This window comes from Kosakonia arachidis (genome assembly GCF_900116535.1).
GTDB lineage: Bacteria > Pseudomonadota > Gammaproteobacteria > Enterobacterales > Enterobacteriaceae > Kosakonia > Kosakonia arachidis.
The window spans coordinates 112,327-129,468 of sequence record NZ_FPAU01000007.1; the positions used below are offsets into that span (position 1 = coordinate 112,327).

General features: G+C 52.8%; 13 protein-coding genes. 7 read left to right on the forward strand and 6 right to left on the reverse strand.

The genetic code is table 11. The features are described 5' to 3' along the window. Positions 1-7: 7 nt before the first annotated feature. Positions 8-916: an SDR family oxidoreductase gene (locus BM427_RS21020; RefSeq protein WP_090125357.1), complete on the reverse strand. Its 909-nt coding sequence runs from the start codon at positions 914-916 to the stop codon at positions 8-10. A 197-nt stretch (positions 917-1,113) separates the two neighbouring features. Between BM427_RS21020 and BM427_RS21025 the strand changes: the two genes are divergently transcribed. From BM427_RS21025 to BM427_RS21035, 3 genes are all read left to right on the forward strand, one after another. Beyond that, the gene (locus BM427_RS21025) at positions 1,114-2,439 is read left to right on the forward strand and encodes a cation:proton antiporter (RefSeq protein ID WP_090125360.1); all 1,326 of its coding nucleotides are present in this window, start codon (positions 1,114-1,116) and stop codon (positions 2,437-2,439) included. Between the two features lie 198 nt (positions 2,440-2,637). Next, on the forward strand, positions 2,638-3,714 hold the full coding sequence (locus BM427_RS21030; RefSeq protein ID WP_090125363.1) for an alpha/beta fold hydrolase: 1,077 nt from the start codon (positions 2,638-2,640) through the stop codon (positions 3,712-3,714). Between the two features lie 107 nt (positions 3,715-3,821). After that, positions 3,822-5,441, forward strand: a complete 1,620-nt coding sequence (locus BM427_RS21035) for a methyl-accepting chemotaxis protein (RefSeq protein WP_090125365.1) — start codon at positions 3,822-3,824, stop codon at positions 5,439-5,441. Between the two features lie 199 nt (positions 5,442-5,640). Here the strand turns inward: BM427_RS21035 and BM427_RS21040 are convergent, their stop codons facing one another. Next, positions 5,641-6,420: an acetoin reductase gene (locus tag BM427_RS21040; protein WP_090125367.1), complete on the reverse strand. Its 780-nt coding sequence runs from the start codon at positions 6,418-6,420 to the stop codon at positions 5,641-5,643. Positions 6,421-6,595: 175 nt separating this feature from the next. Between BM427_RS21040 and BM427_RS21045 the strand changes: the two genes are divergently transcribed. After that, on the forward strand, positions 6,596-9,304 hold the full coding sequence (locus tag BM427_RS21045) for a winged helix-turn-helix domain-containing protein (protein WP_090125370.1): 2,709 nt from the start codon (positions 6,596-6,598) through the stop codon (positions 9,302-9,304). Between the two features lie 179 nt (positions 9,305-9,483). Here the strand turns inward: BM427_RS21045 and BM427_RS21050 are convergent, their stop codons facing one another. The 4 genes from BM427_RS21050 to BM427_RS21065 form a co-directional block, all read right to left on the reverse strand. Then, positions 9,484-10,719 (reverse strand): MFS transporter, encoded by a 1,236-nt coding sequence (locus BM427_RS21050; protein ID WP_090125373.1) that lies wholly within the window; start codon positions 10,717-10,719, stop codon positions 9,484-9,486. A 157-nt stretch (positions 10,720-10,876) separates the two neighbouring features. After that, the gene (locus BM427_RS21055; RefSeq protein ID WP_090125378.1) at positions 10,877-12,415 is read right to left on the reverse strand and encodes a DHA2 family efflux MFS transporter permease subunit; all 1,539 of its coding nucleotides are present in this window, start codon (positions 12,413-12,415) and stop codon (positions 10,877-10,879) included. A 10-nt stretch (positions 12,416-12,425) separates the two neighbouring features. Beyond that, a complete protein-coding gene (locus BM427_RS21060; RefSeq protein ID WP_090125382.1) occupies positions 12,426-13,604 on the reverse strand; it encodes an HlyD family secretion protein in 1,179 nt (392 codons plus the stop codon). A gap of 22 nt (positions 13,605-13,626) precedes the next feature. Then, on the reverse strand, positions 13,627-14,082 hold the full coding sequence (locus BM427_RS21065) for a MarR family transcriptional regulator (protein WP_090125386.1): 456 nt from the start codon (positions 14,080-14,082) through the stop codon (positions 13,627-13,629). Between the two features lie 548 nt (positions 14,083-14,630). On the opposite strand from BM427_RS21065, the gene tssB reads away from it, so the two are divergent. From tssB to BM427_RS21080, 3 genes are read left to right on the forward strand one after another with little or no spacing between them, the layout of a single operon-like run. Continuing rightward, positions 14,631-15,113, forward strand: a complete 483-nt coding sequence (gene tssB / locus BM427_RS21070) for a type VI secretion system contractile sheath small subunit (protein WP_090125389.1) — start codon at positions 14,631-14,633, stop codon at positions 15,111-15,113. Positions 15,114-15,115: 2 nt separating this feature from the next. Continuing rightward, a complete protein-coding gene (gene tssC / locus BM427_RS21075) occupies positions 15,116-16,597 on the forward strand; it encodes a type VI secretion system contractile sheath large subunit (RefSeq protein WP_090125392.1) in 1,482 nt (493 codons plus the stop codon). Positions 16,598-16,636: 39 nt separating this feature from the next. Beyond that, a complete protein-coding gene (locus BM427_RS21080) occupies positions 16,637-17,119 on the forward strand; it encodes a hypothetical protein (RefSeq protein ID WP_090125394.1) in 483 nt (160 codons plus the stop codon). Positions 17,120-17,142: the final 23 nt, after the last annotated feature.

Consider the following 17,142-nt stretch of genomic DNA (forward strand, 5'->3'; position numbering starts at 1 on the left):
TTGCGCATTACACGGTTCCCGTACCACCGTCAGAACACCAAACCTGGCCTGACGCATAGCTGTTTTCAGACGAAGCCAGGGTGACATACAGCGGCGCGATCTCTGCCGGCTGGCCTGGACGGCCGAGCGGCGCTGAAGCGCCAAACTGCTCAATTTTTTCCTGCGGTTGCCCGCCACAACATTGCAGCACCGTCCAGTACGGGCCTGGTGCAACAGCGTTCACGCGGATCCCTTTCGGCCCCAGCTGTTTGGCAAGGGATTTGGTGAACGTCGCAATGGCTGCTTTGGTCTGGGCATAATCGAGCAGTATTTCGCTCGGTTCGTACGCCTGAACGGAGGTAGTATTAATAATCGCCGCCCCACGGGACATCTTTTTCAGCGCGGCTTTGGTGATCCAGAACATGGCGTAGACGTTGGTTTTGAACGTGGCATCAAACGCTTCGGTGGTCAGATCTTCTATCGATTCACAGAACTGCTGACGCCCGGCGTTATTCACCAGCAGATCCAGCCCGCCTAACGCTTCACTGGCCTGTTCCACTAACTGCTGGCAGAACGTTTCATCGCGGATATCGCCAGGGATCGCCACCGCCTTGCGCCCGGCTTCTTTGATCAGGGAAATCACTTCCCGCGCATCCTCCTCTTCCGCTGGCAGATAGTTAATGGCCACATCAGCGCCTTCGCGGGCAAAGGCAATAGCAACAGCGCGGCCAATACCAGAATCCCCACCGGTGATCAGCGCTTTACGGCCATTCAATCGGCCACTGCCCTGGTAACTTTTTTCACCGTGATCGGGACGCGGCTCCATTTTCCCGGCAAGGCCAGGGAAGGGCTGTTTTTGATGTGGGAATGGCGGAACTGGGTAGTTTTCGGTATTAGTCTGATTTGTGGTGTGCTTCGGGTTATTTATGCTATCCATTCGCTTACCTCTCAATGTTTAATTACCACGAACGTAAAGGGTAGAACAAAAATAGCAATGAATGAAAATAACGGAGCTGAAAATAATATTTTTACGCTTACAATGCCCAATTTACCGCTTCGCTTTGCAATATTCTGGAATATCGTCTCTTCAGCAGCTATACCCTTTAATATAGCTAAACGACACAGTGGAGAGATATGGGATATTTGGCGTGGACGGCAGCAACTGGCTGTTTATTATTATTAATGTCACTCTCTTATGGCTGGATAAACCGTGCACCGGTGTCGGTTTTTGGCCTTTATCTGCTGGTAGGCGTTGCCTGCGGCCCTTGGGTATTTAATATCCTCAATATTGATATTGCCGCGCACGCCATGTTGACCAGCCGGGTTACCGAAATCGCTATGGCAGCTTCGCTGTTTATTACCGGGTTAAAAATTCGCCTGCCGCTGACGTCGCCTTACTGGAAGATGGGTATCACACTGGCTCTGCCTGGCATGTTGCTCACCATCGGGGGAATGATGTTGGCCACCCATTATATGGCCGATCTCTCCTGGCCGCTGTCGTTGGCGCTTGCCGCGATCCTCGCCCCAACCGATCCGGTGCTGGCAAGCCTGGTCTCCATTAACGATGCCAGGGATGGCGACCAGCTGCGAATCGCTCTTTCCAGTGAAGCCGGGCTTAATGACGGCACCGCATTGCCTTTTCTGATGCTGGCGCTCATCTGGCATCGGGCGGGCGGCAGCATCAGCACCGATGAGTGGCTTAGCTGGTTAAGCATCGATCTGGTATGGGCGTTGGTAGGCGGGCTGGCTATCGGTTTTTTGCTGGGACGCAGCATTGGGCTTATCGCCACCCGATCCCGACATGCTCAGGGCGAAGTGGCACCCAGCGATTTTGTCGCGCTTTCACTGATCTGTCTCAGTTTCTCTCTTGCCATGGCCGTCAACGCGTCCGGTTTTCTTGCCGCGTTTGCCGCCGGGGTTGGGCTACGCAGTGCCGAAGTCAGTGTGCAGAAAAGACATCCGGACCAGAAGGAAGTTGAGCATGACTTACCGGCGGAAATGCAGGTGAATCCCCACGCGCGCCACGCGCTGGAAGAACATAATCCCATCAAATCGGTAGGGCTGGTGATTGGCGATGCACTCTCCTTTGGCGATACGGTTGAGCGGATCTTTGCGGCGGCACTGGTGATTATTCTGGGCGTCACGCTGGCACAGCACTGGAATATGACCGCGCTGCCACTGGCTTTCATGCTGTTTGTCATTATTCGACCGCTGTCGGTGCTGTTGTTGACCTGGCGTTCGGGAGAGTCGCTGTTTCATCGTCTGAGCCTCGGATGGCTGGGGATCCGCGGCATCGGCAGCCTGAATTATATTGCGTATGCGTATATGCACGGCTTAGACAGCGTCCACGCGGGCGAACTGGCAGATATCGCTGTTACGATAGTGACTTTTAGCGTGCTGATCCACGGCATCTCGGTCACGCCATTGCTGACGTTGCGCCGCAAACGAGGACAGGAATAAGGCGGGGCTTACACGTCGCCGACATATGAACCGGATGCTTCTTACATAAGAGAAACTGTATCAAAAACGTCTCGTTCAAATGCAAAAAAGGAGGACAGAACACTTTTTTACGCTGATGTTCTTGATATCCATTGGGATTTATCTGAATTGAATCTACTATCGAATTCCCGGAACCCGCATATTCTAAAGAGTTACTTTATGTTCTTTCGCATAATATCAGGAACGATGCTCGCCATTCTGTTAGCTCTATCACCTTTATCCAGAGCCGCAAATTCAGTTCCAGCCGCTCAGGAAGGCGATTGGGTGGCCAACGAATTCACCTTCAATAGCGGTGAGAAACTCAACGATCTGCGTATTCATTACTACACACTCGGCGATCGCAGTAAACCAGCGGTACTACTTCTGCACGGAACGAACCAGCCGATTAAAGCGTTGCTGGCACCAGGTTTTGCCGGTGAGTTATTTGCGCCCGGCGCAGCGCTCGACAGCAGTAAATATTTCATCATCATCCCGGAAAGTATTGGCTCCGGGAAATCCTCCAAACCATCAGATGGTTTGCGCATGAATTTCCCGCATTATGATTATGACGATATGGTGACCGCGCAATATCGCTTAATTAAAGAAGGACTCGGTATTTCGCATTTACGCCTGGTGATGGGTTATTCGATGGGCGGTATGCAGACCTGGCTATGGGGAGAAAAATACCCAACGATGATGGATGCTCTGGTGCCAATGGCCTCGCAGCCTAATCAGCTTTCCGGGCGTAACTGGATGATGCGGCGCATGTTAATTGAGTCGATCAAAGCCGATCCTGCCTGGGCGCAAGGTAATTACCAACAGCAACCGCCTGCGCTGAAGACTGCAAATATTATGTTCAGTATTGCCACCACCGGCGGCACGCTGAATTACCAGCATAAAGCACCAACCCGCGCCCTTGCCGATAAACTGGTGGATGAACGTCTGGCCGCACCGGTCACCGCAGATGCTAACGACTTTATTTATATCTGGAGCTCCTCGGCAAATTATGACGCATTGCCGGCATTAAACCGTATTATCGCGCCGATGCTGATCATTAACTCCGCTGATGATGAACGTAATCCGGTAGAAACCGGGATCCTCAGTGGTGAGCTCCACAAAATAAAACAGGCTGAGCTTTTCCTTATTCCGGCCAGCGTGGAAACCAGCGGCCACGGCACCATGATGTCGGCAAAATTTTACCGCGACAAATTGCGCGCTTTTTTAGCCGCTACACCTGCACCGCAGGATAAAAAATAATGACCTCACCTCAGGAAGTGACGCACGTTGCTTCCTGATTTTTCGCATAACAACGTCTTCTTCACCCCTCTTTTCTTTTTTCATTAATTGGTAACAGGGAAAACGCTATGTTTCGTCGAATAAAGATCCGTACTGCTCTTAGCATAATGATATTTTCACTGACGGCCTTATTACTGTTCGTGGGTATTCTGGGATTGGTGGCGGTGCAATCCGGGAACAAATCCTTTGCCCGCGTCGATACTGAAGTCTTGCCCGGTCTGGTTGCCTTAAATGAAAGCTCCGAGCTATTACTGCGTGGACGTCTGGATTTACGGTTGTACGAATCGCTAGTCGGTAACGGCGAAACAGACAAAGCCAACGTGGCGCTGGAGCGTGCGCGCGGCAAAATTGATAGCGCCAGCGGCAAATGGCAGGAGTACCTGAAATATCCGCAATCGGCTGAAGAGCAAGTTATTGCCAATGAAATGGCCACCACCCGCTCCGCGCTGATGAATGAATTTATCGATCCGGCCTTTGCAGCGCTAAAAGCGGGCAAACTTGATGAATACCGCCAGCGCGCAGGGAAATCAACAGCGCTGTATGCAGCATTTGATAAGGCTGCCAAATCGCTGGTCGCGTTTAAAATTAAAAGCATTGACCGCGCCTATGATGATTCCAACAACCGTGTTAAACGCATGGAGTTTGTTCTCTACTTCTCGATTGCCTGTGCGCTGGTACTGGCGGGCCTGGCCTGGTCAGTGATGACCAACCTGATTGTCAAACCGCTCAATAACGTGATTACCGTGTTCGACCGTATTGCCGAGGGTGATTTGCGTGCGCGCATTGATATTGCCGGGAAAAATGAAATCGCCAAGCTCTTTGCCGCTGTGCAGCGTATGCGTGATGGACTGGAGAATATGGTACGTATGGTGCGTAACGGTACGGATGCTATCGGCTCCGGCGTGGAAGAGATTGCTTCCGGCAATATCGACCTCTCCAGCCGTACTGAGCAACAGGCCGCCTCGCTGGATGAAACCGCCTCCAGCATGGAACAAATTATGGCGACAGTAAAAAATAACGAAGACAACACGCGTAAAGCGAACGAGCTGTCGCAAAAAGCATCGGACTCCGCGTCGCGTGGTGCTAGTGTGGTCTCGGAAGTGGTTTCGACCATGAGTGCTATCGAAAAAAGCTCCGCACAAATTGGGGATATTGTCGGTGTGATTGACGGAATTGCCTTTCAGACCAACCTGCTGGCACTGAACGCTGCCGTCGAAGCGGCCCGCGCCGGGGAGGCCGGGCGCGGTTTTGCGGTGGTAGCATCGGAAGTGCGTGTGCTGGCGCAGCGCAGCGCCACGGCCGCGAAAGAGATTGGCACGATGATCAGTGATTCACTTAGCCGCATCGAACAGGGTTCCGGACTGGTAAAAGAAGCAGGCACGACGATGAACGAAGTGATGGTTGATGTGAAAAAAGTGGTCGAGATCATGGATGACGTGATGCTGGCTTCCGGCGAGCAGACGCGCGGTATTTCGCAGATTAATATCGCCATTCATCAGATGGACGGCGTCACTCAGCAGAACGCCTCGCTGGTCTCCGAAGTCTCGACTGCGGCCAGCTCTCTGCAACAGCAGGTGGTGAATTTGCAGCAGTCTGTCACACGCTTCCTGGTCGATGACGCATCCATGCAGCCTGCAAATGGCCGCCACGCCGGACAGCAGGAAATGGCACTGGCTAACGCCAATTAATGAAGTTTGCCACAAGGTAAGCCGACAACATCCACGTTACGGCGTGGATGTTTTTCACCCCGCCCCGCGCAAAATACATTGCAATATCCCGTTGAGAAAACGGATCGCGCGCTGTACCAGGCTAAAAGCCACGGACGTAACCGACTGGAAACGAGCCGGAACGGCGTATTGCCCGTTCCGGCTCTTTCACTTAACTCACTTAACGGTAAACAATGCCGCCATCAATCAGAATTGACTGCCCGGTGACATAATCGGAATCCGGGCCAGCCAGATAAGAGACCAGGCTTGCGACATCATCCGGCGTTTCGGCACGGCCAAGCGCAATACCGCCAACGTATTTGTTCCAGGTTTCGCCAATCGCGGCGCCGGTGATTTCTGAGAAGCGTTTATCGATTTCCGTCCACATGCCAGTGCCGACAATCCCCGGGCAATAAGCATTCACCGTAATCCCTCGGCTGGCGTACTCTTTCGCCGCCGTTTGCGTCAGCGCACGAACAGCAAATTTCGTTGCGGAGTAGATGCCGAGCAGAGCAAAACCGTCATGCCCGGCGATAGAACAGGCATTGATAATTTTCCCTTTCTGTTTACGGTCGATAAATTTTTTCGCCGCTGCCTGAATGCCCCACAGCGTTCCCTGCACGTTGATCCGCATGATGCGATCGACCTCTTCCGGCGTCACATCGGCCAGTGCCTGTACCTGCGCGATACCGGCGTTGTTGACGATAATATCGAAGCCGCCAAGCTGTCTTTCAGCCTGGTTAACGGCCTCATACACCTGCTCGCGATCGGCGATATTAGCCACGAATGTGGCAACCTGACCGCCCAGCGCTTTGACCTCTGCGGCAACCGCGTCCAGCCCTTCGCGTTTAACATCAACCAGCATCAGCGACGCACCATCCTTTGCCAGACGCAAAGCAATACCCCGGCCAATTCCCTGACCAGCACCTGTGACCAGAGCAACTTTATTTTCGATAGCCATAATCTCTACTTACCTCATCCTGATTAACGGTTATGCTGCCCGCTGGCGCATGGTCTGATGGGCAAAACCGCCCGACTATGCACCGACGGTGGATGGTGATTTACTCTATAGACACGAACACAGATGGCCTACCCCCTCTGATGGGGGGTAAAGCAAAAAGCGAGAGAGTGGCGAGATGGCGTTTTTATCCTCAACCATGGATGTATCCGCAGTGCAGACGCACGATGAACCGTTCCGTTTCGCTCGCGCGTTACCGCTGATCCTCACCAAACTCTCACCGCCGCGCTCGCCGGGTACGCTGGTGCAGCGTGACCGACTGTTACAGCAGCTTGACGGTGCCGCTTCCCGTAACCTGACGCTGGTGTGCGCCGCGGCCGGGTTTGGTAAAACGACGCTGCTGGCACAGTGGTATCATCGCCGCCTACAACGAGGTGATAGCATCGCCTGGCTGAGCCTTGAAGAGGATGACAACTCGCCGCTGCTGTTCATGCGTTATTTGCAGTCGGCGTTACACCCGCTCTACCAGCAGGAAAAAAACCCATTATTACCGGTTTCTACCGCTGAACTTGCAGGTGATTTTGCTCACTTTTGCGCCACACTCATTAACCTGTTGCACACGCACCCGCGCCCGCTGTACCTCATTCTGGATGATTATCAGCACATCCAGCATCCGTCCATCCACACCGGGCTGAGTTGGATGTTGGCTCATGCGCCCGCCTGCCTGCATCTGGTTTTAGGCAGCCGTTGTCCGCCGCCATGGGCGCTCAGCCGCCTGCAAATCGAGGATCAACTGCTGGAGATCGATGATGACGCGCTGCGCTTTACCCACGATGAAGCCCACGCATGGTTTTCCGCGACCACCGCAATACCGGTAAAAAAAGAGACGCTTCACCGGTTAATTTCAGTCACTGAAGGCTGGATTGCAGGCATGAAAATGGCCGCCTTTGCCCCGCCCGGTCACACCAATAACGAGGGGAGCCTGCGGGCCAGTTCGCGTTCAGTTTCGCGCTATCTGGATGAGGTCGTCTTCGCCCCGCTACCGGCGGACGTGTTTGATTTTCTGCTACGAACGTCCCTGCTTAATCGTCTCCACCCGGCATTGTGCGATGCCGTAACTGGTCTGCATAACGGTGAGGAGATGCTCGCCTGGATAGCCGAGCGCAACCTGTTTCTCTCCACCCTCGATGACGAGGGATTCTGGTTTCGTTACCACCCGCTAATGCGCGATGCATTGTTCACACGTTTACAGCGTCATGGGCAGCAAGTCGTGAGTTTACTGCATGAACGAGCAAGCACCTGGTTTGCCGCCCAGCAACTTTGGGCTGAAGCCATCCGCCACACGCTCGCCGCCGGTAAACCGATGACCAGCCATGCTGCCGCCGGATCGCAATCGCTGGCTGAAGAAGGCGATATCGATACTATGGTGCGCTGGATGCGCTATCTGCCCGCGGACGTGACACCCGCGCGTATTGAACTGCAAATTAACCTCGCATGGGCGCTGGCACACTATTTCCGGTTTGACGATGCGCGCCAATTGCTGGATGAACTCGACGCTGTGGTGGCAAAAAACCCGGCGCTGGCCCGCCCTTGCCGCATCAAACTTCGCGTGGTGCGGGCGATTTGCGAAGCCTTCGCCGAGAATATTGCTGCCAGTCTCGCCATTGTGGAGCCGCTGCTTCAGGCGGTGCCCTGCGGCGATATCTGGGTAGATGGCCTGGTGTGCAATATTCTCAGCTACGGCTACCTTGTCGCCTCACGCCCACAGCAGGCGCTGGATGTTCATCAGCGTATCGCCATTCCACAAGCGCCCCTGCGTAATCTGTTTGTGGAGGTCTATCGCGCTTTCGTGATGGCGCAGGCCTGCCTGCGGCAGGGGGATTTAACGCAGGCTGAACAGTTAGCTTCCCGTGCACTGTGTCATGCGGAACAGCATACCGGCACAAATTCCAGCAGCAGCGCAACATTGGCACCGCTGCTGGCGGAAATCGCCTGGGAACAGGGAAGTGACGAGCGTATCGAAGAACTGCTGACCCTGCGGTTACAAACCATTGATGGCGTCAGCCCGCCGGACGGTCTGAGCAGTTGCTACCGTGTACTGGCACGTAATGCGCAGCAAAACAACCAGCACCATGAAGCGCTGGCGCTGTTACAGCATGCAGAACAGCTGGCTGGCCAACGCGGCTGGTTACGCATCCGCGCCTTGTTGCTCGCTGAGCAGTTGGCGCTTTATCTGCTGATCGGTCAACACGATACCGCCGAACGTGTACTGGTTCAGTTGCTACAGATTCATGCGGCAGATCCTCATCAACAAGTGCATATCGACAGGTACCGCGTCATCAGCCAGTGTCGGATACTGATGGCGCACGGCGAACTGCTGACGGCGGCGAGCTTACTTCACACACAGGTGGCGGCGCTTGAACAGTGCGGCGAATGGCTTAACGCTGTGCGCTTACGTTTGCTGGAAGCTATTGCGCTGTTCCGCGGCGGAGAAATCGGGCAGGCGGCCACGGTGGGCTTACCGGCACTGCAAAGCGCGGTAGCAAAAAATCTGCGACGCAGTCTGCAAGACCTCGGCCCGGACCTTGTCTTGTGGCTGGCTCACCTGAATAAGCAGCCCACCCAGGATATATCCATCCGTACACTGCTTAGCCAATTGGGCGCGATGCTGCCCGCCCCCGCGACCCCATGCCTGCGGTTAACGGAGCGCGAACAGCAAATATTGCGCTTAATTGCCGATGGACATTCCAACAAACAAATCGCTCGCGCGCTGGGTATCTCTGTGGAAACCGTCAAATGGCACCTGAAACAGCTGTATGAAAAGTTGCAGGTGAAGGGGCGCATTCAGGCGGTTAATCAGGCACGTAAGCAACAATTGTTACGCTGACTATTCGCCAGGGGCTCCAGAAGTACCTGATTAAAGCCCGCCGCTTCTTCTCTCTGCGGCGCGTGGCGCGCCTCTTAAAATGCAATCCGCTTCGCTGCCGGCGTTTCGGCTGCCACGGGTAACATTGATCCACCGTAAGGCACACCGGGCGCTTTCCGGTCTTCCACTCGTTCCTGCGGCTAAGCTGCACTGCTCTCCAGACGCTGACGATGTCGCAGGCCAGGAAACATTTTCATCCACAGTGCCACCACCAGCAGCGTGCCAATACCGCCTAGCGCCGCAGCGGGCACAGCCCCGAGCCACGCGGCGAGCATCCCGGATTCAAATTCGCCGAGCTGGTTCGAGGTGTTGATAAAGATCGAGTTTACCGCATTGACTCGCCCGCGCATCTCATCCGGTGTATCCAGTTGCACCAGCGAACCGCGGATCACCATACTCACCATATCGCAGCCACCGAGGGCGAATAGCGCCAGCAGCGACAGCCATATCAGGTTTGAAAACGCAAAGATCAGCGTTGCCACGCCAAACCCGGCCACGCTCAAAAACATGATCATTCCGACGTTGCGCGTAAGCGCACGGTGGCTGAGCCAGAAGCCCACCAGCAACGCCCCAACCGCAGGCGCGCTGCGCAGCAAACCCAACCCCAACGGCCCGGTATGCAGCACATCGTGAGCGAAAATGGGCAGCAGCGCCGTCGCCCCGCCTAATAACACGGCAAACAGATCGAGGGAGATGACACCCAGCACATCGGGACGTTTTCGGATGAAATTCACCCCGACAAACAGTGATGAAAACGTGGCGGGTGTACGTTTCGGCTGCGCTTGTTCATAGCGTAGTGTGACCACCAGCAGTAGCGACATCAGATACAGCCCCGCCGTGGCGGTATACACCACCTCCGCCCCCGCAGCATAGAGAAAGCCGCCCAGCGCCGGGCCAACAATCTGCGCCGCCTGGCCAGAAACTGCATTGGCCGCAGTAGCGCGGGGTAAAATCGAAGCCGGAACCAGAGCTGGCAGCATCGAAATCATCGACGGTGATTCGACGGTTTTAGCGCAGGCGATAATAAAAATCAGCATCAGGATCACCCAGATGCTGGCATCACCTTGCCACGTCAACCAGGCCAGCGCCGCAATCGCCAGCCATTCGCAAATCTGCCCGATCAGCACCACGCGGCGCCGGTCAAACTGGTCGGCGATGTGCCCGGCAGGCAGCGCCAGCGTGACCGAAGGAACAAACTGCACAAGACCAATCATCCCCAGCCAGAAAGCACTTTGCGTCTGGGAATAGATCTGCCAGCCGACAATGATGGATAACATCTGAAAACCAAAGCTGGAACTGGTTCGCGCCAGCCAGAATGCCACAAACGAACGGTGCTGCAATAAACGACCATCACTGCCTGATAACACAGGTGCCATAGCTTATCTCATCTTATTCCCGCCATACTTCAAGTTGCCTGTTTATTGGCTTTCGATTCGGCTCATCCCTGAGAGTCCCACTTTGGGGAAAGCGCAAACACGGATCAACACGGAAAAGCGTTTTGTCCTGCAACTCGAATGATTTTGGGTATCTGTATTAATGTCCTGCCGCAGGCGGCGCGCTGGCCGTACCGGAACGCACAAACGGCGGACGGGCAAACCAAATCAACACCATTAGCCCCATAAAACCCCAGCCCAGCAGCCAGAAATAGTCAATGGTCGACATCATGTAGGCCTGCTGCTCGATGGTTTTATCCACTGCTGCAAGGTGCTGCTGTGTTACCCCCCCCATCTTATTCAGGTAGTCCATTGCCGTAGGGTTATAGGCAGTGACGCTCTCGGTGAGGTTAGCATGGTGATAAACCTCACGCCGCGACCAAATCCAGGTGGTGAGCGACGAGGCGAAAGAACCGCCGAGCACGCGGAAAAAGGTCGCCAGCCCGGATCCTTCCGCCACTTCAACACCATTCAAATTCGACAGCACAATGGTGGTGATCGGCATAAAAAAGAAGGCCACGCCGATGCCCATAAACATCTGTACTTCGGCAATGGTGCGAAAATCGACGCTGGTATTGAACTGAGCACGAAGCAAACACGATATGCCCATCGTCAGAAACGACAGCGTGGCGAGGAATCGCAGATCCACTTTGTGCGCATAGCGGCCGATAAACGGCGTCAGCAACAGCGGCAAAAAACCCATCGGAGCAGCGGCCAGCCCGGCCCAGATAGCGGTGTAGCCCATCTGGGTTTGTAGCCATTGCGGCAGAATAATGTTGATGGCGAAAAACGCAGCATAGCCGAGCGTCAGCGTTGCCGTACCAATCGCAAAGTTACGCTCCTTAAATAGCCGCAGGTTCACAATCGGGTGGTTTTCCCCCAGTTCCCAAATCACGAACGAGACCAGCGCAATCGCGGAGATGACTGACATAACGATGATTTCCGGCGCGCTGAACCAATCAAGATCGTTGCCTTTGTCGAGCACCACCTGCAACAACCCTACGCCAAGTACCAGCAGCGCAATGCCAATGTAATCAATCGGCGCGATGGTGGTCGTCTCTTCCCTGGTACGAAGCTGACTCCAGACGGCAATAGCGGCGAAAATCCCGATCGGCACGTTGATGTAAAAGATCCATGGCCACGAGTAGTTATCGGTGATCCAGCCACCGGTGATCGGACCGACAATTGGTGCCACGACGGTCACCATCGACAGCAGGGCCAGCGCCATGCTGCGTTTGCTGGTCGGGAAAATGACCAGCAATAGCGTCTGGCACATCGGGAACATCGGCCCGGCGAAAAAGCCCTGCAGGGCGCGGAAAATAATCAGCTCGGTCATGCTGTGGGCAAACCCGCAGAGGAACGAGGTCAGCGTAAAGAGCGCCACCGAACCGACAAACAGCTTAAGCTGACCGAAGCGTCGGGTGAACCAGCCGGTTAGCGGCAGCGCAATGGCGTTGCACACCGCAAACGAGGTGATCACCCAGGTGCCCTGATCCGAACTGACACCGAGGTTACCGGCAATGGTCGGCAGCGCCACATTGGCGATAGTGGTATCCAGCACCTGCATAAACGTTGCCAGCGACAGCGCAATCGTCGCCAGCAGCAGGCTGGGAGGCGTAAACGCCGACTTATCTTGCATAACGTCTCTCTTAACGGGCGCTGGACGCTACCGCCTGGCTGTTGTCATGAAGAATTTTCGCCACCAGTTGATCGGCATTTTGCAGCGCGTTCTGGTACACATCGGTGGTAAAGCGCGGCGCGGCAACCGTTTTCTGTGGCAGCAGGTGACCTTCCGTATCACGGATATCTACGCGGACAAACATTGATAGCCCCACGCGTAGCGGATGCTTCTGCATATCGTGCGGATCAAGCGTGATGCGCACCGGCAGACGCTGGATGATCTTGATCCAGTTACCGCTGGCGTTCTGCGCGGGTAGCAGCGAGAAGGCGCTGCCGGTGCCGATACCGAGGCTCTCAATTACCCCATGGTATTCAACGCTATCGCCATAGAGATCGGCGGTCAGCGTCACTTTCTGCCCCAGCCGCATAGCGTCCATCTGGCTCTCTTTAAAGTTAGCATCCACCCAGACTTGATCCAGCGGCACAATCGACATCAACGTCGTGCCGGAATCAACCCGCATGCCAAGCTGCACCGCGCGTTTGGCAACAAAGCCGCTCACTGGCGCAATAATGGTGCTACGGGCATTATCGAGGTAGCGCTGGCGCAGTGTGGCGACCGCACTTTTGATTTCCGGGTGGCTGTCGATCACCGTGTCATCGACCATCGCCAGATTGGTGGTTAACGCCTGCTGCGCCGCCGCCAAATCACTTTTCGCGGTGGTCACCGCATCGCGGTAATGCGCCAGATCCTCAGCCGCAACCGCTCCGCTGGCGAAGATCTTTTGCCGACGTGCATAATCATTTTGCGCGGTTTGCAGCGCCACCTGTTTGGCTTCGACCTGCGCGCGATAGTTATCGGCGGTGCTGTAAAGCCCACGCACCTGGCGCACGGTGTTGGCAAGGTTGGCTTCCGCCTGTTGCAGGGCGATCTCCGTATCGCTCGGATCGAGTAGCACCAGCGGCTGCCCTTTTTCTACGTAATCGCCTTCATCAACGGCAACCTGAGTGACGGTACCGGCAATTTGCGGCGTCAGCGTTACCAGGTTGTCATTGACGTAGGCATCATCAGTCGTTTCGTAATAGCGGGCATACAAAAAGTACCAGACCAGACATCCTGCGGCGATCGCCAGCAAAATAAGGAACAGAATAGCGAAGTTGCGCTTACGTTTGCCCGGCGCACGTTCGGCTTGTGCAGATGAAGTTTGCATCGTGAATACCTTGTTGGACAGCTTAGCGATGTGGGCGAGTTGCCTCGTCCGGCAACATTTTTATCAGTAAATCGACCAGCAATCGTGACTCTTCATGTGTCAGGCGGCAGGTCAGCGAACTCAGAATTGTGGCCAGCGCCTCATTCTGGAAACGTTCGCAGATCTGCTGCCCTTTTTCGGTCAGGGCCAGGATAACCTGGCGCTTATCCTCCGGATTGGTGTTGCGCACGATCAGATTACGTTTCGCCATCCGTTCCAGCATGCGGCTCATTGCACCGGCATCCATCAGCAAGTTTTTGCTCACTTCAACGGGGCTGTTAAAACCTTTGTAGATATTAATCAGCACCTTGAACTGAGCGGCGGTGATATCCGTCGACGAAAAATACTGATTGATAAGTTGGTCTTTAAACTGGTTCGCCAGATGAATCAGTAAGCCAAGATGCAGTTTGGGAATGGGGATATCCGTCGTGTTCGTCATGATGTTTGCCTGGTCAGTAATTACATATGAAACTACTGACCAGGCAATTATCTGTCAATGGATTGTCAAGATAAACGCACGTTTTGCCTGTCCGTCAGCAACAAACAGCATGCTGCACAGAGGTTTTCACGCGGATGCCTCTGACGTCCCATGGCAAGAGAATTGAATAAGGTACAACGCGTAATAAAGGTTTAATTGTCAGGATGATAACTTTAATCTTTAATTGGAACGGTTATTTAAATTTTACTGGATTAAATATATTATGCTTCTCCGTAAGAAAAATTAAAAACACTACCGATCACGCAATTTTTGATGATGTAACCGTCATACAGCCAGCAATAGCAAGCTTCAGTACTGAAGCATAAAAAGATCGCAAATATTAACTATAAATCGCGTTTTTAAATATCGACACCCACTCTTAATTAAGAGCATAAATATAGCAACAAACTACTATCTGAAGTAACTTATATGCGTACGTTTGAGCACAACACCAACGATAGCTTAATTGCATGGTTAATTAAGTTATACGTCATTATTTGGAGGATACCATGAGTAATACTCAACACAAATTAGATAAAGCTCGTCCACCACGGGTACAAATAACCTATGATGTCGAGATTGGTGATGCCCAGACGGCAAAAGAATTACCTTTAGTTCTTGGCGTTATGGGTGATTTCACCAATACCAAAACTGAACTGCGCGATCGTAAATTTCTGCACATAGATAAAGATAACTTTAACGAAATTATGTCGTCGATGAAACCGGTCGCTGAATTCTTAGTCGATAGCGCATTACCCAATCAGGAGGGGAAAATGGCTGTATCATTAACTTTCCAGAATATGGATGATTTTTCGCCAGATAATATTGTTCAACAAGTAGAACCGCTACGCAAATTGATGGAACTGCGTGAACAATTATCAGATTTACGCAATCGCGCCGCCAGTAATGAACGTTTAAAAACGCAGCTAGCAGAAATAGCAATGCAGCAGAGTAAACAAGCAGAGCAGACAGATAACCCGACAGAGGAATAAAAATGGATAGTGAACTGGCTGTAGGCACTGTTGCTGAAGCATCATTCGGTGATGATTTTCTTAATCAGATAATCGATAATACACAAGCTATTCGTCGTGAATCAGATCGCGGCCGGATGAAAACACAGCTTAATAATTTTCTCGCCGAAGTGACTGCAGGAACGGTGATTGTTTCCAGCGATCTGATTGGCAGTATTGAACAGCGAATTTCAGCCATTGATGAGCTGCTTTCCAGCCAGGTAAGTTTAATTATTCATGCCCCTGAATTTCAGAAAAAAGAGTCTTCGTGGCTCGGCTTGCATAAATTGGTTCAGACCAGCGTAACGGAAAATACGCAAGTCAGGGTTCTGCAATGTACGAAACAAGAGTTGATAAAAGATTTTAAATCGGCCAGCGATTTCGATCAGTCAATGCTGTTTAAATGCGTCTATGAAAGCGAATACGGTACTTTTGGCGGTACGCCATTCTCGTCCTTTCTTGGTGATTTCGAATTTGATAACACACCACAAGATATTAATCTGTTGGAACAGATCTCCCACGTTGCGGCAGCGGCTCATGCCCCTTTCCTGAGCGCTATTGCGCCTGGCATGTTGTCGATGCAGAATTTTTCCGATCTGCCTCGCCCCCGGGATTTGGCGAAAATGTTTGAGACCACGGATTATGCGCGCTGGCGTTCATTCCGCCAGAATGATGATAGCCGTTATATTGGCCTCACCTTACCCCGCGTGCTGGGGCGTATGCCTTACGGCAGTAAAACCATCCCGGCAGAAACCTTTAGCTTCGAAGAACATATCAACGAAAATGAAAGCGGTAGTGATTATCTGTGGATGAACTCCGCCTGGGAACTGGCAGGCAAAATCGTTGAGTCCTTTGAAGAGTACGGCTGGTGCGCATCCATTCGCGGCGTCGAAGGGGGTGGTCTGGTGCAATCATTACCAGCGTATAACTACACCTCATCCAGCGGTGAAAGGACCCTGCAATGTCCTACCCAGGTCGCTATCTCAGATCGGCGGGAAAAAGAGCTTTCTGATCTCGGTTTTATTCCGTTGGTGCACTGCAAAGGAACCGACTACGCGGCGTTTTTTGCCGTTCAGTCCGCCAACAAACCGCGTTTATATAACTCTGACCAGGCGAATGCAAATGCACGTTTATCGAGCCAGTTGCCCTACATCCTGGCCACGTCGCGGTTTGCCCATTATTTGAAATCCATCGTTCGCGATAAGGTCGGCAGCTTTATGTCGCGCAGCGAGTGTGAAGAATATTTACAGAAGTGGATTATGCAATATGTCGTCGCTTCCGATAACGCAGGCCCGGAAACGAAAGCACGCTATCCCCTTCGCGAAGCCCAAATAAACGTAGTTGAAGTTCCTGGTTTTCCCGGAACTTATCGCGCAATCGCATGGTTAAAACCTCATTTTCAACTTGAGGGATTAAGTATGTCTTTACGCCTTGTAGCAGATTTACCGTCTGCTGCCGGTGCGTAAATATATGTTCATCGTTTCATTATTAATAAAGGATTAGATATGGCCAAACTCCAGGATTGTCAATTCATCGAAATTAAAATTGACAACAAACCCATTAAAGGTGCATCAACGGAAGCTGCTTATAAAGACTGGCTCGAAGGGTATGTTCCGATGGGTATCGCTACCTATTCCGGTCCTGACGGTACCCATTTTGATTCAACTCACATTTCCTTATTAGTCACGAAGGAAAGCAGCAACTTTTTTGAGCAGTATTTAAAGCGTGGTTATAAAAATATTACAATCACGACTGTACACCGCGGCTCCGACGAATACTCGGCTAACTATGAAATCCAGCGTATCACCTATACTGACTGTAAAATTCAGAGCCTCCATTACGAAATGCGTGACAAATTATTTATGAATATTAATTTCATCTTTGAAGGTGAAGTTGATCTCACCATTAACGTGCCGAATGCTGCAGAGTCTGGTCTGGATAAAATCGGGCCGATTAAATACGACATTCCGACAAAAGCACTTAAATAATAGCGTGCACCGGCTGCCGCAGG